Below are 21256 nucleotides of genomic sequence, written 5' to 3' on the forward strand. Positions count from 1 at the left end.
CTTTTCTACGCGCTTGCCTGCCGTCAGCTGACCGACAGGCCAGGTCTTCACCCGGGGCACCCCACCGCGGAAGGAGGGTTGCCGGCCAGCAAGCCGGGGCTGTTGCTGGCACTCATGACCTTTTCAAAGTCTACGAAGAACCGAGCCGTAATAGCGAAGATTGTGACACCAATATGACTCATGAGGACAAAGGGCGACGGCGGGGCGGATCATAGCGCAGTTAGGTTACCCTAAGCTGAGAGGCTCATCACAAAGTGCCAAGATGAAGCTATGCGCATGGATCACGTCTCTTACGCCTGTGAAAACGATGGCCTCGCGGCCACCACCGAACGAATTTCGTCCGCTTTGGGCGTCGAAGCTGTGAAGGGCGGGGTACATCCCCGCTTTGGAACCCGAAACATGATCATCCCGCTGGCCGGGCACAAATACCTTGAAGTTGTGGAGGTCCTTGACCACCCGGCATCAGATAAAGCTCCCTTCGGGCAGGCCGTCCGGGCCCGCTCGGCGGCTGGCGGCGGCTGGATGGGCTGGTGCGTCGAAGTAGACGACCTTGGACCGTTCGAGGAGCGGCTTGGCCGCGCTGCCGTGAACGGCAACCGTAAATTCCCGGACGGACGCGAACTCGTATGGAAGCAAATCGGCATCCTGGGACTCATCGCGGATCCCCAGGTTCCGTACATGCTCAAGTGGGAAGGTGACGCGTCACTTCACCCGTCCAACGCGTACCCAAGCAACGTCAAGATGTCCAGCCTCACCATTGCCGGATCAGCCGAGCGGGTCACTGAATGGCTGGGCGAGCCCGTGGAAAGGCCGCTTGAAGACGTTGCCGTGAACTGGCTGGCTCCGCACGGAACGCCGGGGATTCTGTCCGTCACGTTCGAAACCCCCACCGGAGCAGTCACCATCTGATCCCGCCACTGCGGGGAGGATCTCTTTCTTTGGAGAGCTCCCCTTTACCCTTGGGCAAAGTTCGCCCACAACGCTTCGGCCGCCAACAGCGGGTGCCAATGACGTCACCTGCTGATGGCGGCCGAATTCCTTTAAGCCTTATCCCAGCCCGATTGCCTTGCCGAAGAGGCTGAAGCCAACGAAGGCAACGATATCCAGCAGGGCGTGGGCAATCACCAGCGGCATTACCCTGCGCGTCCGGGTGTAAAGCCACGCAAACACCGCGCCCATCACAGCGTTGCCGATGAAGGGGCCAAAGCCCTGGTACAGGTGGTAGCTTCCCCGGAGCACGGCGCTGGTGAAGATGGCCAGCGGCACACTCCAGCCGAATTTGCCGAGGCGGTTGAGGAGATAGCCCACCACGATGACTTCCTCGACGATTCCGTGCCGGACGGCGGAGAGGATCAGCACGGGAATAGTCCACCAGTAGTCGTCAAGGGCGCTGGGGATGATGGCCGTAGTGATGCCGAGTTGCCTGCCGACAGCGTAAAGCGCCAGCGAGGGGATGCCGATCAGGGCGGCGAGTCCCACTCCCTGCAGCAGGTCTTTCCCCGGCCGGGTCAGGTCGAAGCCGAGCCTGCCGAAGGCGGACTGCCCCCGATGGCCTTCCGGGCGTTGTTCGGTGAGGAAATAGAAGACCAGGAGTACCGGCACCAGAGCAAACGCGATATCCAGCAACTGGTAGGTCAGGTCAAAGTATTCGCGCGTACTTTGGGAGCGGTTGAGGGTGGACGTGCCCTGGGCCAGGGGTGCCTGGCTCATCTTGTCCAGCAGCTGCACTACGGAGTAGACGGCGGACTGGCCCAGGGAGAGGCCCAGGACAATCAATACTTCGATCCGCAGACGACGGCGGGATGGCACCAGCATGTTCCTATCTTGCATGCATTTGCTGGTTCTTTCCTGTACCCGCCCGGTACAAGACGCACCTGCCCCTATGCTTGAGGCTTATGAGCGCGCCCGGGAAAATTATCATGATCCGGCATGGCCAGTCGGCCGCCAACGCCGATACCTCGATTTACAACCGCGTACCCGATTACCGCATCCCCCTCACGCTTGCGGGACTGGAGCAGGCCAAGAGGGCCGGGGACGAGGTTCGCCGTCAGCTGGACGGTCAGCAGGTGTGCGTCTATGTTTCCCCTTACCTGCGGGCGTATCAGACCCTCGAGGCGCTCAATCTGGGGAACCTCGTTGAACGCGTCATCGAGGAACCCCGGCTAAGGGAACAGGACTGGGCCAACTTCCAGATTTCCGGGGAGATCGAGGACCAGAAGGAGCTCCGCAATGCGTACGGGCACTTTTTCTACAGGTTCCGGGAGGGCGAGTCAGGCTCCGACGTCTACGACCGCATCTCCTCCTTCATGGAAACCCTGTACCGGCACTGGTCCAAGCCCTCCTACGCCCCGAACGCCCTGCTGGTAACCCATGGGCTGACCATGCGGCTGTTCTGCATGCGCTGGTTCCACTGGTCTGTGGAGTACTTTGAGTCCCTCAACAACCCCGAGAACGCCGAAGTCCGAACACTGATCCGGACCGAGCTGGGCAAATACGAGTTGGACAAGCCCTTCAGCCAGTGGGTGGAGCGCCGGGTCGACGAGACGGTACTCGACGCTCCCCCGATGCTCTTCTAGCCCAGTCCCACAAGCCTCGGCCTGGCTCTACTTGACTCTGGCGCCGGCACGCCAGACAGCGTGGGTCAGCGGGATTCCCGGCCGGTAGGCAAGGTGAGTCGCGGAGGGCGCATTGAGCATGTGAAGGTCCGCCCGGTGGCCGACGGCGATGGAGCCCACCGCCCGTTCGCCGTCGACGTCGTTCCCTGACTCCCGCCCCAGCGCCAAGGCGCCCCCATAGCTCGCTGCCCGGACAGCTTCGTGAACGCTGAGCCGCATCTGCAAGACTGCAGTGGTGACGCAGTAAGCCATGGAACTGGTGTAGGACGTCCCGGGGTTGCAGTTGGAGGCCAGGGCGATCGGGACTCCGGCGTCCAGGAGCTCACGGCCAGGGGCCAGAGGCTGCCTCGTGGACAGGTCGCAGGCGGGAAGGCAAGTGGCCACCGTTCCCCGTTGTCCGTTCCCAATGCCTGACCAGCTGCCGGCGAGCGCATCTACGTCTGCGCCTGAGAGGTAGTTGACGTGGTCCACACTCGCGGCGCCGAACTCCACGGCCAGCTGGACCCCGGGCCCCTCGCCAAGCTGGTTGCCGTGGACGCGCAGGCCCAGGCCGGCGTCTTGGCAGGCCTTCAGCACCCGCCGTGACTGCTCTTCGGTGAACGCCCCGCGCTCACAGAAAACGTCAGCCCAGCGGACGTAGGGCCGGACCGCCGTCAGCATGGGCCCGCAAACAAGATCCGTGTACTCCTCGGCGTCCATTCCGTCCGGCACCAGGTGCGCTCCCAGGTACGTCACTTCATCGACGGCGGTGGCGGCGATGCGGGCACTGCGGGCCTCATTCACCACATCCAGCCCGTAGCCCGTTTTGGTTTCCAGGTAGGTGGTCCCTTGGGAGACTGCTTCCGCCACCCGGCCAAGGGCCAGCCTGGTCAGGTCAAAGTCGCTGGTGTTCCGCGTGGCGCCAGTGGTCACCGCTATGCCCCCCGCGCTGTAGCTTTCTCCTGCCATGCGGGCCTCAAACTCCGCGGTCCTGTCCCCGGCGAAGATCAGGTGGGTGTGGGAGTCCACCCAGCCCGGCAGCACTGTGCGTCCGCCCGCGTCCACCGCATCGTCAGCGGCGGGAGCCTCTGCCGCCGGGCCAATCCAGGAAATGCGTTCCCCGTCGAGCACCACAGCGGCATTCTTGAGGACGCGGTGCTCAACGTCCTGGGTCATCAGTTCGGCGATATTGGTAACGAGGGTACTCATGGGTCAATTCTTCAGCGCCGGATGGACCAGCGGGTGGCGGCCAGGGCTTCAGCTGTACGGGATGCCGGACGCTTGCCTTGCCCGGTTGTTGGCTGCCCGGTTCTGTCCTGCCCGGCGAGGATCTGCCCGGCTGCCAGTTCAGCAATGGCCGAGGACGTCTGGAAGCCGTAACCGCCCTGTCCGGCGAGCCAGAAGAATCCGGGGGCCTCGGCGTCGAACCCTACGACCGGAAGGCCGTCAGCCGCTTGGGTCCGCAAACCCGTCCAGGCGCTCCTGACGCCGTTGATCCCCAAGGTGGTCACCGAGTTGAGCCGCGCGATCAGGGCCTCCACGTCTCCAGGGTGCGGCTTCGCGTCTTCAGGGCCGCTGGGTACCGCCTCCGAAGGGGAAACCAGGACGTCGGCCCCCTCACGACGGAAGTAAAAGGACTCGTCGGCTGCCGCCACCATGGGGCAATTCTCCGGAAGGGAATGGTCGACGGCGACAATCGCCGCCGTCCGGCGGTATGGCTGCAGGCCAAGTTTTTCCACCCCACTGATGACAGCGAGCTCATCGGCCCAGGCGCCTGCCGCGTTGACCAGAACGCCGGCCTGCAGCGCCTCCTGCCCGGCGCCGATCTGCCAGCCGGAGCCGAGATGCTGAGCCGAATGAACCCCTGCCCCTGTGATGATGTCGACACCTGCGCTCTCCGCAACCTGCCGGTGATCCTCCAGAAGTACGGGGGCATTGCAGCCGAAGGACTGCGTATCCAGGCCTGCGGCGCTGAACGAATCCGGTTCAAGGACAGGGCAAAGCGCCAGGGCCTCCGTGTGGCTGATCCGGCGCATGGAACCGCTGGCTTCCGCCCGGACGGTATCCTCATCCCCGATCAGCATGAAGCTGCGTGGGGTCAGGACTTTGACGGGCCTGGCCTCATCCTCCGCCGCGATCAGCTGGAGAGTCCGGACAGTAAGCTCCTGCACTACGGCCGGGCCGAAGCTCGGAATGAGCTGCCGGGCCGACCGCGAGGAGGTGTGATAGGCGAGCGACTGCTCGGCTTCCACGAGGGCGACCGTGCATTTTCCTGCAAGGGCCGAGGCCAGTGACAACCCGGCAATGCCGCCGCCCACAATCACCACATCATAATTTGCTGACATTGCTCCATCCTTGCAGACAGGGACGATAGGCGCAGTGCACAAACCAGAGCAGGAAGACGGCATTCCGTCGGGCGGAACCTACGCTGCGAGAGCCGCCCGGCTTTCCACGAACGCCCGCACGCAAGCTTCGACGTCGTCAGTGCTGTGCGCTGCCGACAGCTGCACCCGGATCCGCGCAGCACCCTTGGGCACCACCGGGTAGCTGAAAGCCGTCACGAAGACACCATGCTGCAGCATCCGGTCTGCCACCTTGGCAGCAGCCAGTGCGTCACCGAACATCACCGGAACGATCGCGTGTTCCCCTTCAAGAAGCTCGAAACCCTCTTCGGTCATTCTGTTGCGGAACAACTCTGCATTGGCGAAGAGCTTGCTCCGCAGTTCAGCGGATTTTTCCACGAGGTCGAGGGCCTTGAGGGTCGCTGCAACGATGGAAGGGGCCAGAGAATTTGAGAACAGGTAGGGGCGCGCCTTTTGACGGAGCATCGCCACGATTTCGCTGCGGCCGGAGACGTAGCCGCCGGACGCGCCTCCCAGGGCTTTACCGAACGTTCCCGTGTAGATGTCCACCCGGGAGGACACTCCGGCGTGCTCCGGCGTGCCGGCCCCTGTTTCCCCCATAAAGCCCACGGCGTGGGAATCGTCCACCATAACCAGGGCGTCATACCGCTCGGCAAGATCGCAGATGGCCTCCAGCGGGGCAAGGTAGCCATCCATTGAGAAGACACCGTCCGTGACAACTATGGTCCTTCGTGCCGGCTTCTCCCCCTGCGTCGCCTCAATCAGTTTCGCCTCGAGGTCTGCCATGTCGCGGTTGGCATAGCGGAACCGCTGGGCCTTGCAGAGCCGGATGCCGTCGATGATGGACGCATGGTTGAGGGCGTCCGAAATGATGGCGTCCTCGGCGCTGAAAAGTGATTCGAAAACCCCGCCGTTGGCATCGAAGCAGCTGGAGAAAAGGATGGTGGCCTCGGTGCCCAGGAACTTTGAAACGCGTTCCTCCAGGGCCAGGTGAACATCCTGCGTGCCGCAGATGAAGCGGACGCTGGCCATGCCGAATCCCCGCTCATCAAGGGCGGACTTCGCCGCTGCGATGATCTCCGGATGGTCGGCGAGGCCCAGGTAGTTGTTGGCGCAGAAGTTGAGGACATCCGCTCCTGCTTCACCGATCTGGCCTGCCCGGATGTGGTTGCCCTGCGGCGAATCAATGTGCCGTTCAGTCTTGAAAAGCCCTGCGGTGCGGATCTCCTCCAGCTCGCCCTGCAGCTGGTCCTTGATGCCTGAGTACATGGTGCTCCTTAGATTTCGGTCCAGTCGAGGACAACTTTGCCGCCGATGCCGGCGCGGGCGATTTCAAAGCCTTTTTCCCAGTCCGAAGCCGGAAGAGTGTCGGTGACAACGGCGGAAATACCTGCATGCAAGGCAGGGTTGGAGGACAGCATGGCGCTCATGGCATACCAGGTCTCAAACATTTCCCGGCCATAGATGCCTTTGAGGGTCAACATATGGGTCACCACCTTGCCCCAGTCGATGTCAATGGACTGGCTGGGAAGCCCAAGCATGGCAATCCGCCCGCCGTGGTTCATGTTGTCGATCATTTCGGGCAGGGCGCCGGGGTGGCCGGACATTTCCATCCCGATGTCAAAGCCCTCACGCATACCAAGCTCCTGCTGCGCGTCCTTGATCCTCATACTGGAGACGTCAATAGCCAGGTCAACGCCCAGCTTCCGGGCCAGCTCCAACCGCGGCGCCGAGACATCGGTAATGGCGATCTTCCGGGCACCGGCGTGCCGGGCGACGGCTATGGCCATCAAACCGATGGGACCGGCACCGGTGATAAGGACATCCTCACCAACGAGCGGAAAGCTGAGGGCAGTGTGGACTGCATTGCCGAAGGGATCGAAGATGGCGCCCAGTTCCGGGGTCACCGAGGGATCGTGATGGACCCAGACATTCGTTTCGGGGATCACCACGTACTCAGCGAAGGCGCCGTCGCGCTGGACACCGACGCTGACGGTATGGATGCACATCTGCTTCCGCCCGGCACGGCAGTTGCGGCAGATTCCGCAGACCACGTGTCCCTCGCCGGAAACCCTGTCGCCTACCTTGACGTCCCTGACGCCGTCCCCGGTTTCCACCACTTCACCGTAGAACTCATGCCCGGGGATCAACGGCGCCTCGATGATGCTTTGCGCCCAGGCATCCCAGGACTGGATGTGGAGGTCGGTGCCGCAGATTCCCGTGGTCATTACGCGGATCTTGACATCGCCAGGTCCGGCCTCAGGCTCTGGCCTGTCTGCCAGTTCAAACCCGGAATGGGCACCGGACTTATACAGAGCCTTCATTGGCTTCCTCCACTCTTGCCGGCCCCCGTTGCAGGGGCCATGAACTTCCTTCATTAGAGCCTCAAAAACGCATTAGCACAACCGGAAATTTCTCAATCGACGATTTAGATTTTGCTTATGCATAGAATGGGCGCTATGGAAATTCACCAACTGGAGATGCTGCGCGAACTGGGTGCCCTTGGCAGCGTCAAAGCCGTGGCCGAAACGCTCCTGGTAACACCTTCCGCAGTGTCCCAACAGCTGGCTGCACTGCAGAAAAGCCTGGACGTGCCGCTGACCCGGAAGGAAGGACGTAACCTTGTCCTCACCGACGCCGGGCAGGTTCTGGCCGACGCGGGAGCCGCCGTCGTCAGCGCGATGGCCGAAGCCCGGCGGGCGATAGGTGCCTACCACGTATCTCCGGTTTCGCCCGTGACCGTGAGCGGTTTCCACAGCGCCGGCCAGGTGCTGTTTGCTCCCCTGGCCCGCCTCCTGGACGCCCCTGATACGCCGAAGGTCCTGCTGTCAGACGAGGACGTTGCCCAGCATGATTTTCCGGCCCTGACAGCGCGCTACGACCTGGTGCTGGCGCACCGCATGGACCACAGCCCGCGCTGGCCTGAGGAGCGGGTGGCCGTGATCCCGCTCGCCCGGGAGCCTCTCGACGTCGCACTGCCGGCCAACCACCCGCTGGCCCGGTTGCGTTCACTCACAACTGACGACGTCGCGGGCGAGCCTTGGGTGACCAGCCGCGCCGGTTACTCCCCCGCGGACGTCCTGACCGCCGTCGCCGCATCGTCCAGCCGTGAACTGAACATCGTGCACCGCATCAACGACTACTCCACAGTCGCCGCGCTGGTTGCCGCCGGCAGCGTGATCGGTCTGTTGCCCCGCTACACAGCCAGGCCGGCGCTGAATCCGGGGATTGTGCTGCGCCCGTTGGAAGGCATCAGCACCAGGAGGAGGATCGATATCCTGGCCCGCCCGGAAAACCTGAAGAGGACGTCGGTGATGATGGTGTGCGATGCGCTCCGAGAAATCATGGAGGGGCTCATCGACGCGGACGGCGCTCCGGTTTAGCCCGCTCTCCGGGGACAAGCAAATGGCGCCAGGACGCTCCGCTCAGGGTGCGGCGTCTGGCGCTTTTTCCTTGCCCGGTGCCTGATCCTTGCCCAGGGCTTTACCGTTGCCCTTGGCCTGATCCTTGCCGGGCCGGTTATCCCTGCCGAAGCCCATGCCGTTCCCGGGGCCGTCCGGGGCCACGCCGGCAACGATCTTTTCCGCTGTAACAGAATCGCCGGTCCTGATGCCTTGGACGCGCACCGTGTCGCCGGCCTTGAGGTCCGCTGCGGTGACATCGGTGGGCTTGAGCCGCTTCCCGGACTCGTCAGTAGGAGCAGAGCCGTCCTCTGCAAGTGGAGGGAGTTTAGCGATCCGCGTTTCGGCGTTAATGACGTAGCTCTGGCTGAACCCGTCCTCGCTCTTGACTGTGACGGAGTTCTCGCTGACTGACTCCACCGTTCCCCGCTGCGAAACCTCTGTCTGGAAGGAGCCGTCGGGGTTTTTAACGACAGTCTCGCCATGCAGGGCCTGGCCACGCTGGGCTTTGTCCGGCCTGTTCTTCTGTCCTTTGTCTTCAGAATGGCCCGGTGGAGTGGCTGACTGTGACTGGCCGTTGTTAGGCGGATCGCCCGCCGCCCACGCAACCGCAACTCCCGTTCCGGTGAGCGCGACGGCAATAGTGCCCACAAGGGCAGCTTTACGTATGTTCCTGGGCTCCTGGGTAGCCATGGCACTTCCTCCCGTCGCGCCGGTGGACACGGCGCCCTGAAAGGAGTTTACGACCGGAAGCAGCGGTGAATACACAAGATTGTCGCAAGTTCACATCCGACCGGGCGTGCACTCTTGGACGCCCTTCCCCGGGCCCGGAAACGCAACCGGGCCGCAGTTGTTGTTGTCTTGCCGGCCTGAAACCGCCGACTCTAAAACAACGTTAACTGCGACCCGGTTGGGAAGGCTTCGAGTCAGCCTTCGACGCCCAGCTTCTCCAGGATCAGCTCGCGAACCCGGCCAGCGTCGGCCTGACCGCGCGTTGCCTTCATGACTCCGCCAACTATCGCTCCGATGGCCTGCACCTTGCCGCCGCGGATCTTGTTGGCGACATCCGGTTGGGCAGCCAGGGCAGCGTCGATGGCTTCGAGGAGCGGGCCGTCGTCGGACACCACGGCGAGGCCGCGCTTGTCCACGATCTCCGCCGGAGTACCTTCGCCGGCGAGTACGCCGTCCAGCACTTCCGTGGCCATCTTGTTGTTGATCTTGCCGTCTTCAACCATCTTGTTCAGCTCAACGATGGTTGCAGGAGCAACACCCAACTGGCCGGGATCGACGTCGGCGTTCTTGGCGCGGCCAACGATCTCCCCCATCCACCACTTGCGGGCCACAGATGCCGTGGCACCTGCGGCGATGGTTTCCTCGATCTCGTCCATGACACCGGCGTTGACCACATCGCGGAACTCCAGATCCGAATAACCCCAGTCGGCCTGCAGTCGTTTCCGCCGCTCGGCAGGGGGCTCGGGCAGAGTCGCCCGCAACTCCTCAACCCATTCGCGGGAAGCGACCACTGGTACCAGGTCAGGCTCCGGGAAGTAGCGGTAATCATCGGCGTCGGACTTTGCCCGGCCGGACGTGGTGGTGCGGGTGTCCTCGTGCCAGTGGCGGGTTTCCTGAACCACCGGCTCGCCCGAGTCCAGAACCGCGGCGTGCCGCTGGATCTCGTAACGGACCGCGTGTTCGACGGCGCGCAAGGAGTTCACGTTCTTGGTCTCGGACCTGATGCCGAAGCGTTCGCGGCCATGCGGACGGAGGGAGACGTTGGCGTCGCAGCGGACGTTGCCGCGTTCCATCCGGGCATCCGAAACACCCAGGTTTTTCACGATTTCCCGGACCGCTGCCACATAGGCCTTGGCCAGTTCAGGAGCCCGCGAACCGGCACCCTGGATGGGCTTGGTGACAATCTCCACCAGCGGAACACCGGCGCGGTTGTAGTCCACCAGGGAGTAGTCGGCACCCTGGATGCGGCCGGCGGATCCGCCCATGTGGGTCAGCTTGCCGGCGTCCTCCTCCATGTGGGCCCGTTCGATTTCGACGCGGAACACCGTTCCGTCGGAGAGCTCGATGTCCAGGTAGCCGTCGTAGGCGATGGGCTCGTCGTACTGCGAGGTCTGGAAGTTCTTCGGAGTATCCGGGTAGAAGTAGTTCTTCCGGGCAAAGCGGCAGTACTCCGCAATCTTGCAGTTCAGCGCGAGGCCGATCTTGATGGAGGATTCCACCGCCGTCTTGTTCAGCACGGGCAGGACGCCGGGCATGCCGAGGTCCACCTCGTTGACGTTGGTGTTGGGCTCGTCACCAAAGACGTTCGGCGCTGAGGAGAACATCTTGGTCTTGGTGTTGAGCTCCACGTGGACCTCGAACCCCAGGACGGGATCGTACTTCTCCATGGCCTCGTCGAAGGTCAGGATTGCGTCGGACATCAGCGAGAACCTCCGTGGCTCGTGACAAGCTCAGTGAGTGAGGGCGCGCTGGCCAGGATGGGGCCGCCCCACTTCGCCTCGAGCAATGATTCAAGGACTGCACCCACGCGGTACAGACGGGCGTCTTGGCGGGCCGGAGCCAGGAGCTGGATTCCGACCGGGAGCCCGTCCTCGTCGGCGAGTCCGCCAGGAAGGGACAAGCCTGGTACGCCTGCCATGTTCGCAGGGATAGTCGCGACGTCGTTCAGGTACATGGCCAGCGGATCGTCCAGCTTCTCCCCCAGCTTGAATGCCGTGGTGGGTGCAGTGGGCGAAACCAGGACATCGGCTTTGGCGAAGGCGGCCTCGAAGTCACGCTGGATCAGCGTGCGGACCTTCTGCGCAGAGCCGTAATAGGCGTCGTAGTAGCCGGCGCTCAGGGCGTAGGTGCCGAGGATGATGCGTCGCTTGACTTCGTCTCCGAAGCCGGCCGCGCGGGTGGCTCCCATCACGCGTTCAATGGTCATGGGCGCGTCTTCGGGGAGGACCCGCAGGCCGTACCGGACGCCGTCGAACTTGGCCAGGTTGGAGGAAGCCTCGGACGGCATGATCAGGTAGTAGGCACCCAGCGCGTACTTGAAGTTGGGGCACGAAACCTCAACAATTTCCGCTCCGGCCTGCTTCAGCAGCTCAAGGGACTCGTTGAAACGGTTCTCGACGCCGGCCTGGTAGCCCTCGCCGTGAAGTTCCTTGATAATGCCGATTTTCATGCCCTCGATGTTGCCGATGCGTGCAGCGGCTACCAGGTCGGCGAGGGGATCCGGCAGCGAGGTGGAGTCGAAAGGATCGTGCCCGCCAATCACCTGATGCAGTAAAGCCGAGTCCAGCACCGTGCGTGACACGGGGCCGATCTGATCCAGGGAAGATGCCATGGCGATGGCACCGTAGCGGGAAACGCCGCCGTACGTGGGCTTGACGCCTACGGTTCCGGTGACGGCGCCGGGCTGGCGGATGGATCCACCGGTGTCCGTGCCGAGGGCCAGGGGTGCTTCGAAAGCCGCGACGGCGGCAGCCGAGCCACCGCCCGAACCGCCGGGGATGCGGTCCAGGTCCCATGGGTTGCGGGTGGGCCCGAAGGCGGAGTGTTCCGTGGAGGAACCCATGGCGAACTCGTCGAGGTTGGTTTTGCCCAGGATGGGCATCTTCGCGGCGCGCAGCTTCTTCACGACTGTGGCGTCGTACGGGCTGTGCCAGCCTTCGAGGATTTTGGAGCCTGCCGTGGTGGGCTGGCCGACTGTGACGATGAGGTCCTTAACGGCGATGGGTACACCGGCGAGCGCGTGCAGCTCCTCGGCCGCGGCTCCGCCTGCTGCACGGATGGCGTCCACCTCGGCGGCAACGGTGAGGGCTTCTTCGGTGTTGACATGCAGGAAGGCGTGGACTCCCCTGTCGCCGCCGTCTACTGCGGCGATCCGGTCCAGGTGCGCCTGGGTGACCTCGACGGCGGAGACCTCACGGGCAGCGAGCTTCTCAGCCAGCTGGGCGGCGGAGTTGCGGATGAGCTCGGAGGAACTTGTACCAGTGGTGTTGTATTCAGTCATGTCTCAGTCCTCGTCCAGGATTGCCGGAACCTTGAACCGGTTCGCATGGGCATCCGGCGCGCCGGACAATGCCTCTTCTGCGGTGAACGTGTGCCCCACGACGTCCTCACGGAAAATGTTGGTGAGCGGGATGGGGTGGGACGTGGCCGGGACGTCGTCGCCGGCGGCTTCACTCACCGACTTTACGGCGTCAACGATGACGGCGAGTTCGCCTGCCATTCTGTCCAGCTCGTCGGGACTCATCTCGATGTGCGCCAGGCGCGCAAGATGCGCGACGTCGTCACGGTTGATCGCAGCCATGGATCTCCCCTGCAAGGTAGTTGGTTTCCCCCATAGTCTACGTGGCAACAGTGTGCCCGCCTGACGACCCCCAGCGGGCGTGAGACGGGCACAACCGGCCAGACGGCAAGCCGCCGGCAGTTTCAGGCTAGCCGATTCCGATGGCTCCCGTCAGCATCCCGACGGCAAGCATTACGAGGGAAATCGCAGCGCTGCGCCACAGTACCTTCTTGTGGTGGTCGCCCAGGTCCACGTTCGCAAGGGAAACGAGGAGCAGGATTGCCGGGACCAGCGGGCTCTGCATGTGGAACGGCTGGCCGGTGATGGAAGCCCGGGCCATGTCTGCTGCGCTGATGCCATAGTGGCCGGCCGTTTCGGCCAGTACGGGCAGCACCCCGAAGTAGAAGGCATCGTTGCTCATGAAGAAGGTCATGGGGATGCTGAGTACGCCGGTGATGACCGCCATGAAGGGCCCCATGTCCGCGGGGATGATCTGCACCAGCCACGCTGACATGGCCTCGACCATGCCGGTGCCGGTGAGGACGCCGGTGAGGACGGCTGCGGCCATGACCATACTGACCACCGCGACGATGGACGGGGCGTGGGCGATGAGCTGGGTGGCCTGGTCCTTGACCTTGGGGAAGTTCACCAGCAAGGCGATTGCCGAGCCCACCATAAAGACGTAGGGCAGGGGCACCAGGTCAGCGATGAGCATGCCCATGACGGCCACGGTCAGGCCCAGGTTGAACCACTGGAGCTTCGGGCGCAGGGTCTTGCGGTTGGGGTCCAGGGCGGTGTCGGCCATGGCTGAATCCTTGTCATCAACCGGCTCAGGGCGGTCCAGGACAGCAACCGCTGAACCCTCGACGGCGGGGCTTCCGCCAGCGGGTGCGTCGCTCTTGCTTCCGCCCCGGCCCCCGGAAGTACCGCTGGAACCAGCCGGTGCGCCGCCGTCGAACGTTCCCCCGTCAAAGGCGTCGGCGGGATCCGAAACATCGCCCCAGATCTCGGGAGCCGTGGCTCGGAGGCGGTTCCGCTCCTGAATGCCCAGCAGCCAGGCGAAGACGAAGACAACCACCAGGCCGGCGATCAGGGACGGGATCATCGGAACGAAGACGTCGTTGACATCGATCTTCAAGGCGGAGGCGGCGCGTGCTGTGGGGCCTCCCCAAGGCAGGATGTTCATGGTGCCGTTTGCAAGGCCGGCCACGCAGGTCAGGACCACGGGGCTCATCTTCAGGCGGAGGTAGATCGGCAGCATGGCAGCGGTGGTGAGGATGAAGGTGGTGGAACCGTCGCCATCCAGGGAAACTGCGGCGGCCAGGATCGCCGTGCCGAGGACAACCTTCGCGGGGTCGTTGCCGAGCTTGCGGAGGATCAACCGGACCAGCGGGTCGAACAGCCCGACGTCGATCATCAGGCCGAAGTAGATAATGGCAAACATCAGCAGGGCTGCGGTGGAGGTCATGGACTTCATTGAGTCCATCACCATGTCGCCGATGCCCAGGCCAGCGCCTGCAAATAATCCGAATACAGTGGGAACAATGATCAGCGCCAGCACTGGCGTCAACTTCTTCGTCATGATCAGCACCATGAATACTGCGATCATGGCGAATCCAAGTAATACCAGCACGGCCGGCTCCTTTTCCTGTGAACAGCGCCACAACAGTGTGATGCGCGATACAGACGTTATAGTGGCCTCGATCACGGCAGTGCCTTTGGCTCAATTGATTGGCATACTGCTTATTGGGAGCATTTTGCTCATTTAGCTCACTGGGCTACTTAGCTCACCGGGTTACGGCAGAGGCATTCAGTAAAGACCCGGCAACGGTCAGTAGATTGAGGGATTGGCAGGAGGACCATGAAGCGCCGCACATCCCGCCTTCCCCTGAGGTTCTCGACACAGACCCTGCTGCTGCAGCTTGCCGTCGTGCTGCTTGTAGTCCTGCTCAGCGGAGCAATGCATGCGTGGCTCACTTATGACCGTTTAGGCCGCGAGGCGGAGAACCAGGCGCTCACGCTGGCCCGAACCGTAGCTTCCGATCCTTCCGTCCGCGCCGAGGTGCAGTCGATCAGCAAGGAAGAGGGCACTCCCCCGGCGTCCGTGCTGCTGAAGGGTCCCCTCATGGCTGCGGCAGAAGGTGCCCGCAACCGTACCGGGGCACTCTTTGTGGTCATTACTGACGAGCAGGGACTCCGCCTGGCCCATCCCGACGCCGACCGCCTCGGGCAAAAGGTCAGCACGGATCCCTCCGATGCGCTCTCGGGCAAGGAAGTGACCACCCGGAACACAGGCACCCTGGGTCCTTCTGCAGGGGCGAAGGTGCCCGTTTTTGCCCCTGGCTCCTCCGCCATAGTCGGCGAAGTGAGCGTGGGATATTCCACCGAAAGCATCTCCCGGAGCCTTGCCCGGGACATTGTGCCCATTGCAGTGACCGCAGCCGGAGCCCTCCTGGCCGGCGTGTTGGCCTCATTCCTTTTGCGACGGCGGCTGCAACGGCTCACGCTCGGATTGGAACCCGAGGAAATCAGCACCCTTGTCCACGATCAGGTTGCTGTCCTTCAGGGAGTGGACGAGGGCGTCATCGGAATCTCCGGCGACGGCAGGATCAGCGTCTTCAACGCCGCGGCTCAGCGACTCCTCGATCTGGACGATCTGACCGGGACGCCCTGGGCTGAGGCCCCTCTTCCCGCCCAGCTGAAAGCGCTGACCGAGCCCGACGCCCAGGAGAGGGATGCAATCGAACTGGTTGCCGGAGCCCGGGTTGTTGTTGCAAGTGCCCGGAAAGCCTTGCACCGGACGGAGGACCTGGGCTGGGTCATCATGCTGCGGGACCGCACGGAGCTGCAGCACCTGACCCGCCAACTCGATGCTGTGGGGACCATGTCCACGGCGCTGAGGGCCCAGCGCCACGAATTCGCGAATCAGCTCCATACCCTTGCCGGATTCATGAGTATCGGACAGTTCCGGCAGGCACAGGATTATCTGGCGCAACTGGTTGCTACAGGCCCTCTGAAATTTCCGGTGGACCAGGCTGAATTGCTGCAGGATCCGTACCTTCAGGCTTTTATCGGGGCCAAGGGCGTGGAGGCCAACGAGCGCGGAGTGGCGCTGCGGATCGGCCCGGAAACACTGGTTCGAGGTCAGGTCACTGATCCCCAGGACGTCACCACGGTGCTTGGCAACCTCATCGACAACGGCGTCAATGCTGCGGTGGCCGGTGCGGCTACAGAGCGCTGGGTTGAGGTAGAAGCGCTGGATGCCCCTGGCGAGGGTGGCGGGACCCTGCACATTGTGGTGTCCGATTCCGGAGACGGATTGGAGCCAGGACATGTCGACGACGTGTTTTCGGAGGGGTTCACCACTGCTGGAAGTTCGACGGCGCCGGCCCGCCCTGCCGGTGGCCAGGGACTGGGGCTCGTCCTCGCCCGCCAGCTGGCCCGGCGGCGGGGCGGGGACGTCTCCGTCCTGGAGAACGGTGCCCGCGGAGGACCGGGAGCGGTGTTCATGGCCACGCTGCCGGGTACAACGAACACGGGCATAACGGTTTCATCAGGAAGGGACAAGGATGTCTGAGGATTTCAGGGTGCTGATTGTGGATGACGATTTCCACGTGGCCAAACTCCATGCTGCCTACGTGGATTCGGTACCGGGATTCCTTGCCTTGGCTCCCGTGGGTTCCGCATCCCAGGCACTCAAAGCCATCCACAGCCTGCGCCCGGACCTGGTGCTGCTGGACGTGTATCTGCCGGACGCATCAGGGCTGGACCTGCTCCGGCAGCTCGACGTCGACACCATGATGCTAAGCGCGGCCTCAGACACCGGATCGCTGCGCCTGGCCTTCCGCCGCGGTGCACTGGCCTACCTGCTCAAGCCTTTCACTTCGGAGTCCCTGTCCCAGCAGTTGCGCTCATATGCCCGTTACCGTCGTATCCTCGGTCAGCCAGGAAACGTCGATCAGGAAACTGTCGAACGGGCCAAACGCGCGCTGATCCCCGGCGAGGTGAGCCCCTCCGCCCGGCCGCGGTCGGCAACGGAGGCAGCTGTTCTGGAGTCCCTGGCCCCCGGGGAACAGTATTCGGCCGCGGAGGTTGCCGCGCGTGTGGGTGTCTCGCGAGCGACTGCACAGCGATACCTGTCTTCCCTGGCGGATGACGGCTCAGTCGATATCCAGCTTCGCTACGGCTCTACCGGCCGGCCCGAACACCGCTATGGGTTACCGCCTGCGCCCTCCGGAGCCGCGGGGTCAGACGTCTAGGCCAGGCGTCAGAGTTTGGTGCGAAGCTAGCTGGCGCTCTTCTGGGCTACGAGCTCGATTTCGACCAGCATTTTCGGGTCAAGGAACGGCAGCACGTGAACCAGTGCCAGAGTGGGGCGGATTTCCCCGAAGACTTCGCCGTGGGCGCGGCCCGCCTCTTCCCATTGGCTGATGTCCGTCAGGTAGAGCTTGGACTGCACCACGTCAGAAAATTCAAACCCGGCATCGGCCAGTACCGCGCCCAGCTTCTCGAGGATGAACCGGGTCTGCGTGTAGAAGTCCTCGCCCACAATCCCGTCCTCGCCGCTCGCTGCGGTGGCCGAGATGTACAGCGTGTTATCCACCTGTACGGCGCGTGAATAGCCAAGGATTTTTTCCCAGGCGGAGCCGGAGCCAAACGTCTTGCGCATCGAGTGCCTTTCGCAGTGCAGCATCCAGGCGGACGGCTGTTTGCCGTTCCCGGACGCAGCAGGGTCATGGAGTCGGCACTACTTTAGGTCGCCGGGAGGTCGCGCCGGTAAACGAGCAGCTTTATGTCGGTGCCTGGAACCAGCCAGTCGCGTTCAGGCACCCGCTGGAATCCGGTCTTCCTGTACAACCCATGGGCGCTTTCCCAGGTCATGCCGGTGGTCAGCGATACAGCCTTGATACCGTCCAGGGTGCCGGCGTAGTCAAGAATGGCTTCCACCATGGCTTTGCCTGCCCCGCTCCGCTGCACCGACGGATCAACCACCAGCATGCGGAACTCAAGTTCATCCTCGAGTGCGATGTCCGCGAAAGGTTCGCCTGCCGTAGCCAGCGTCACCGAGCCGATCACTTGCCCGGCACGCTCTGCAACCCAGACCGTAGCGTTCGCAGCCCGGGCGTCGACTTTTTGAATCTGCTGCATGTACGGGTGCTCGGCGGTCTCGAAGTAGCCCGCAGCGAGGTAGGAGTCCCGGGTGATGCGCGCTACGGAATCGTAGTCTGAGGGGACTGCGGGGCGTATGAGAATCGGCGAAGGCACGTGGCAATGGTATTAGGAAGTTTCCCGCTGTTGCTGCGAAAACAACGTTTCCGTGACTGAACTATCACTCCCGACGCCGGCACAAGAGCCCCACTCCCCACGCCGGGGCGAGGATCACAGCGGGAACTTGCCTGACATGTCCAGCGTGCCCGCGCATGTCCACGCGGACAAGCGCTCCTCAAGGGAGGGTCCGCCATCGAGCGGGCTGGTGAGTCTGGGACGGCGTACCCAGCAGCCGGCTTCCTCGGCTATCAGCGCCCCTGCCGCGAAATCATGCTCATTGAGCCCCCGCTCGCCGTACGCATCATGGGTGCCGTCGGCTACAAGGCAAAGATCCAAGGCGGCTGACCCGAGCCTCCTCAGGTCTGCGAAGCCCTCCATAAAACCTGCCAAGGCGCTTGCCTGCTCGGCCCGGACCTCGGGATCGTAGCTGAATCCTGATGCCAGGATCTGCCCGGGCCGTCCGGGCTCCGGGCCGTTCAGCCGGGTGACGTGCCCGCCCTCCTCCAACCAGGCGCCCTGACCTCTGGAAGCGTAAAACAACTTGCCCAGGGCCGGGGCGTTGACCACCCCGGCCAGCCATACGCCGTCGGGATCCGCAACGGCCACGGACGTGCCGTAGTAAACGATGTTGCGGATGAAGTTAGTGGTTCCATCCAGGGGATCAATGGACCAGCGGTAACCGCTGGGCGACGCCGGCACGTGCGTACCGTGTTCTTCACCGGTAATGGTGTCGTCAGGCCGGGCCTGAAGGATGACATCCCGGACTGCGTTTTCGGCAGCGACGTCAAATGCCGTCACCCAGTCACCGGCAGCGCCTTTATTGCTCGCATTCAACCCGGCGGCTTTCCGGCCGGCCAGGACAGCGGCGCCGGCTGCGGCGGCTTCTTTCGCCAGATCCAGCAGTTGCCTGTGTTCCGGGCTCATTTTGCGCCTTCCGCATCGTGGAGTTGTATGTCGTTGTCCTCTGCGGAGTCGTTGTCCTTGGCGGAACCGCTTTCAGGGGCCACCCCGGCGTCGTCGGCAGCAGCTACAGATTCCCCGCCCGTCGCTGTTGCCGGACCGTTCGCCAGCAATTCACGGAAGCCTTCCTCGTCAAGCACGGGAACGCCCAGCTGCTCGGCTTTGTCCAGCTTGGTTCCGGCGCTTTCACCGGCCACCACATAGCTCGTGTTCTTAGAGACTGAACCTGACGCTTTCCCGCCGCGGATCAGGATGGCTTCCTTCGCTTCGTCCCGGCTGAAATGCTCAAGGCTGCCGGTGACAACTATGGTCAGGCCCTCGAGGGTCCGCGGCGTAGATTCGTCCCGCTCGTCCTCCATCCGCACTCCGGCAGCAGCCCAGGCGTCGACGATTTCGCGGTGCCAGTCTTCAGCGAACCATTCCGTCACTGCCGCAGCAATAGTCGGGCCGACTCCGTCCACGTGGGCAAGCTGGTCCTCGGAAGCCCGGCGGATAGCATCCATGCCGCCGAACTCAGTGGCCAAGGCACGCGACGCGCGGGGACCAACATGGCGGATGGACAGCGCCACGAGAACCCGCCACAGCGGCTGGGACTTGGCTTTCTCGAGTTCCTTGAAAAGCTTCTCCGTGTTGGCCGTGGGCTTCGAAGGTGCCTTGGCCGTGGGTTTGGAGAAGAAGTACGGTACGAGCTCGTATTCTCCGGTGCCTACACCCTTGGAGCGCTTCTCTCGACGGATGCGTACAGTCGCCAGGTCCTCGGGCTTCAGATCGAAGAGTGACGCTTCCGTGGTGAGGGGTGGGGTCTCCGGTTCGGCAGGCTGGGTGAGGGCGATTGCCGCCTCCCAACCAAGCGCCTCAATGTCAAAGGCTCCGCGCCCGGCAAGATGGAAAACCCGCTCACGAAGCTGGGCGGGGCACGAACGGGCGTTGGGACAACGGATGTCTACGTCGCCCTCTTTAGCGGGCGCAAGCGGAGTTCCACAGGACGGGCATTCAGTGGGCATGACGAAGTCCCGCACAGGCGGATCCTGCAGGTCCCGCAGTGCGAGGACCGGCCCCACGATTTCCGGGATGACATCCCCCGCCTTCCGGAGGACCACGATGTCCCCTATTTTCACGCCCTTGGCTTTGACCACGTCCTGGTTGTGAAGGGTTGCCATTTCCACGGTTGATCCGGCTACCTTGACGGGCTCCATCACGCCGAACGGAGTCACCCGTCCTGTCCTGCCGACGTTGACTGCGATGTCCAGCAATTTGGTGTGGACTTCCTCGGGCGGGTACTTGTAAGCGACCGCCCAGCGCGGCACGCGCGTGGTGTAACCGAGGGCCCGCTGGGTGCCGAAGTTATCAACTTTGACCACGATGCCGTCGATTTCGTGCATCAGCTTGTGGCGCTTTTCGCCGTACCGTGCAATGAATTCGAGGATGTCCTCAAGCCCGTCCAGCACTTCAAAATAAGGGCTGACCGGCAGGCCCCAGCTCTCGAGCTGGCGATAGGTTTCTGATTGGCTGCCGGTGTCCAGGCCTTCACGGGCGCCGATTCCGTGCACGAACATCCGAAGCGGGCGTTTGGCGGTTTCGGCCGGGTCTTTTTGCCTGAGGGAACCGGCGGCCGCGTTTCGCGGATTAGCCAGCGGGGCTTTTCCTGCCTCAATCAGCGCGGCATTGAATTCGGCGAAGGCTTCGGAAGGGATGAAGACTTCCCCTCTCACTTCCATTTCTGCCGGAAAGCCGCTGCCCTTGAGCTCCTGCGGGATCTCCTTGATGGTCAGGACATTGTGGGTGATGTCCTCCCCCGTGGTGCCGTCTCCCCGGGTGGCAGCGCGCACGAGTTTCCCGTCGCGGTAGAGCAGGTTGACGGCGAGGCCATCGATTTTGAGTTCGGTCAGCCATTGGGGGCGCCCGTTGTTGTTCCCGCCCAGCTTTGCGACGGAGGCCTCGGCTTTGGTAATCCATGCCTTCAGCTCTTCAAGGGAGAAGACGTCTTCCAGGCTGTACATCCGCTGCAGATGCTCGACGGCGGCAAAGGCGGCGGAAACTTCCCCGCCAACTTCCTGGGTAGGGGAATCATTGGAGACGAGTTCAGGATGCAAGGCCTCCATGGCTTCGAGCCGACGGTACAGCTCGTCAAACTCCGCGTCCGAAATAAGCGGTTCATCCTGCTGGTAGTAGGCAAAGCGGTGTTTGCGCACCTCGTCGGCCAGGGCCTCGTACTCTTCCCGGAGGTCTTCGGACGGTACCGCGCCCGGTGCTGCCGTGTCTGCCAGTGCTTCATTTCCCGGTGCTGTGCTCACAGACCTATCTTGCCTTAAGGGGCGGACATTGTCCGGCCGCCGGAAAGCACTTATCAGAAGCAGCAAACAGAAAGGCCCGGGCCGC

Annotated in this window: 19 protein-coding genes and 1 riboswitch; of the genes, 5 read left to right on the forward strand and 14 right to left on the reverse strand. The window is 63.3% G+C overall.

The annotated features are described in order from the left end of the window. Window positions 1-4 precede the first annotated feature (4 nt). Window positions 5-120, reverse strand: a riboswitch (SAM riboswitch). Window positions 121-270: 150 nt separating this feature from the next. Continuing rightward, window positions 271-909, forward strand: coding sequence for a VOC family protein (locus M1E02_RS14500; protein WP_479374932.1), 639 nt, complete (start codon window positions 271-273; stop codon window positions 907-909). Window positions 910-1047: 138 nt separating this feature from the next. Here the strand turns inward: M1E02_RS14500 and M1E02_RS14505 are convergent, their stop codons facing one another. After that, window positions 1048-1815: a CPBP family intramembrane glutamic endopeptidase gene (locus tag M1E02_RS14505; protein ID WP_479374933.1), complete on the reverse strand. Its 768-nt coding sequence runs from the start codon at window positions 1813-1815 to the stop codon at window positions 1048-1050. Between the two features lie 104 nt (window positions 1816-1919). On the opposite strand from M1E02_RS14505, the gene M1E02_RS14510 reads away from it, so the two are divergent. Further along, on the forward strand, window positions 1920-2576 hold the full coding sequence (locus M1E02_RS14510; protein ID WP_479374934.1) for a histidine phosphatase family protein: 657 nt from the start codon (window positions 1920-1922) through the stop codon (window positions 2574-2576). 27 nt (window positions 2577-2603) lie between these two features. Here M1E02_RS14510 and hutI read toward each other — a convergent pair whose 3' ends face one another. The 4 genes from hutI to tdh all read right to left on the reverse strand — a co-directional run bounded on the left by hutI (window position 2604) and on the right by tdh (window position 7281). Continuing rightward, a complete protein-coding gene (hutI, locus tag M1E02_RS14515; RefSeq protein WP_479374935.1) occupies window positions 2604-3803 on the reverse strand; it encodes an imidazolonepropionase in 1200 nt (399 codons plus the stop codon). 11 nt (window positions 3804-3814) lie between these two features. Further along, complete coding sequence (locus M1E02_RS14520) at window positions 3815-4939, reverse strand: NAD(P)/FAD-dependent oxidoreductase (RefSeq protein ID WP_479374936.1); 1125 nt, start codon at window positions 4937-4939, stop codon at window positions 3815-3817. Between the two features lie 78 nt (window positions 4940-5017). Further along, window positions 5018-6226, reverse strand: coding sequence for a glycine C-acetyltransferase (locus tag M1E02_RS14525; RefSeq protein WP_479374937.1), 1209 nt, complete (start codon window positions 6224-6226; stop codon window positions 5018-5020). An 8-nt stretch (window positions 6227-6234) separates the two neighbouring features. Then, window positions 6235-7281 carry an L-threonine 3-dehydrogenase gene (gene tdh, locus M1E02_RS14530; RefSeq protein WP_479374938.1) on the reverse strand — a complete coding sequence of 349 codons (1047 nt, stop codon included), beginning with the start codon at window positions 7279-7281 and terminating at the stop codon, window positions 6235-6237. 135 nt (window positions 7282-7416) lie between these two features. On the opposite strand from tdh, the gene M1E02_RS14535 reads away from it, so the two are divergent. Then, window positions 7417-8340: a LysR family transcriptional regulator gene (locus M1E02_RS14535; RefSeq protein WP_479374939.1), complete on the forward strand. Its 924-nt coding sequence runs from the start codon at window positions 7417-7419 to the stop codon at window positions 8338-8340. Window positions 8341-8382: 42 nt separating this feature from the next. Here M1E02_RS14535 and M1E02_RS14540 read toward each other — a convergent pair whose 3' ends face one another. The 5 genes from M1E02_RS14540 to M1E02_RS14560 all read right to left on the reverse strand — a co-directional run bounded on the left by M1E02_RS14540 (window position 8383) and on the right by M1E02_RS14560 (window position 14282). After that, window positions 8383-9051 (reverse strand): hypothetical protein, encoded by a 669-nt coding sequence (locus tag M1E02_RS14540; protein ID WP_479374940.1) that lies wholly within the window; start codon window positions 9049-9051, stop codon window positions 8383-8385. A gap of 233 nt (window positions 9052-9284) precedes the next feature. Further along, the gene (gene gatB / locus M1E02_RS14545; RefSeq protein ID WP_479378169.1) at window positions 9285-10793 is read right to left on the reverse strand and encodes an Asp-tRNA(Asn)/Glu-tRNA(Gln) amidotransferase subunit GatB; all 1509 of its coding nucleotides are present in this window, start codon (window positions 10791-10793) and stop codon (window positions 9285-9287) included. Then, window positions 10790-12370 carry an Asp-tRNA(Asn)/Glu-tRNA(Gln) amidotransferase subunit GatA gene (gene gatA, locus M1E02_RS14550; protein WP_479374941.1) on the reverse strand — a complete coding sequence of 527 codons (1581 nt, stop codon included), beginning with the start codon at window positions 12368-12370 and terminating at the stop codon, window positions 10790-10792. Before gatA ends, gatB begins: the two co-directional genes overlap by 4 nt. A gap of 3 nt (window positions 12371-12373) precedes the next feature. Next, window positions 12374-12670: an Asp-tRNA(Asn)/Glu-tRNA(Gln) amidotransferase subunit GatC gene (gene gatC, locus M1E02_RS14555; protein WP_479374942.1), complete on the reverse strand. Its 297-nt coding sequence runs from the start codon at window positions 12668-12670 to the stop codon at window positions 12374-12376. A gap of 127 nt (window positions 12671-12797) precedes the next feature. Continuing rightward, a complete protein-coding gene (locus M1E02_RS14560; RefSeq protein ID WP_479374943.1) occupies window positions 12798-14282 on the reverse strand; it encodes a CitMHS family transporter in 1485 nt (494 codons plus the stop codon). A 228-nt stretch (window positions 14283-14510) separates the two neighbouring features. On the opposite strand from M1E02_RS14560, the gene M1E02_RS14565 reads away from it, so the two are divergent. Then, on the forward strand, window positions 14511-16226 hold the full coding sequence (locus M1E02_RS14565) for a sensor histidine kinase (protein ID WP_479374944.1): 1716 nt from the start codon (window positions 14511-14513) through the stop codon (window positions 16224-16226). Continuing rightward, a complete protein-coding gene (locus M1E02_RS14570) occupies window positions 16219-16908 on the forward strand; it encodes a response regulator (RefSeq protein WP_479374945.1) in 690 nt (229 codons plus the stop codon). Before M1E02_RS14565 ends, M1E02_RS14570 begins: the two co-directional genes overlap by 8 nt. A gap of 26 nt (window positions 16909-16934) precedes the next feature. On the opposite strand, the gene M1E02_RS14575 is transcribed toward M1E02_RS14570, so the two are convergent. From M1E02_RS14575 to ligA, 4 genes are all read right to left on the reverse strand, one after another. Continuing rightward, window positions 16935-17318 carry a RidA family protein gene (locus M1E02_RS14575; protein ID WP_479374946.1) on the reverse strand — a complete coding sequence of 128 codons (384 nt, stop codon included), beginning with the start codon at window positions 17316-17318 and terminating at the stop codon, window positions 16935-16937. Between the two features lie 83 nt (window positions 17319-17401). Further along, window positions 17402-17914, reverse strand: a complete 513-nt coding sequence (locus M1E02_RS14580) for a GNAT family N-acetyltransferase (RefSeq protein WP_479374947.1) — start codon at window positions 17912-17914, stop codon at window positions 17402-17404. 114 nt (window positions 17915-18028) lie between these two features. Further along, a complete protein-coding gene (locus M1E02_RS14585; RefSeq protein WP_479374948.1) occupies window positions 18029-18841 on the reverse strand; it encodes an inositol monophosphatase family protein in 813 nt (270 codons plus the stop codon). Then, on the reverse strand, window positions 18838-21171 hold the full coding sequence (ligA, locus tag M1E02_RS14590) for an NAD-dependent DNA ligase LigA (protein ID WP_479374949.1): 2334 nt from the start codon (window positions 21169-21171) through the stop codon (window positions 18838-18840). Before ligA ends, M1E02_RS14585 begins: the two co-directional genes overlap by 4 nt. Between the last annotated feature and the right edge of the window lie 85 nt (window positions 21172-21256).

Source organism: Arthrobacter sp. Z5-13 (assembly GCF_056499105.1).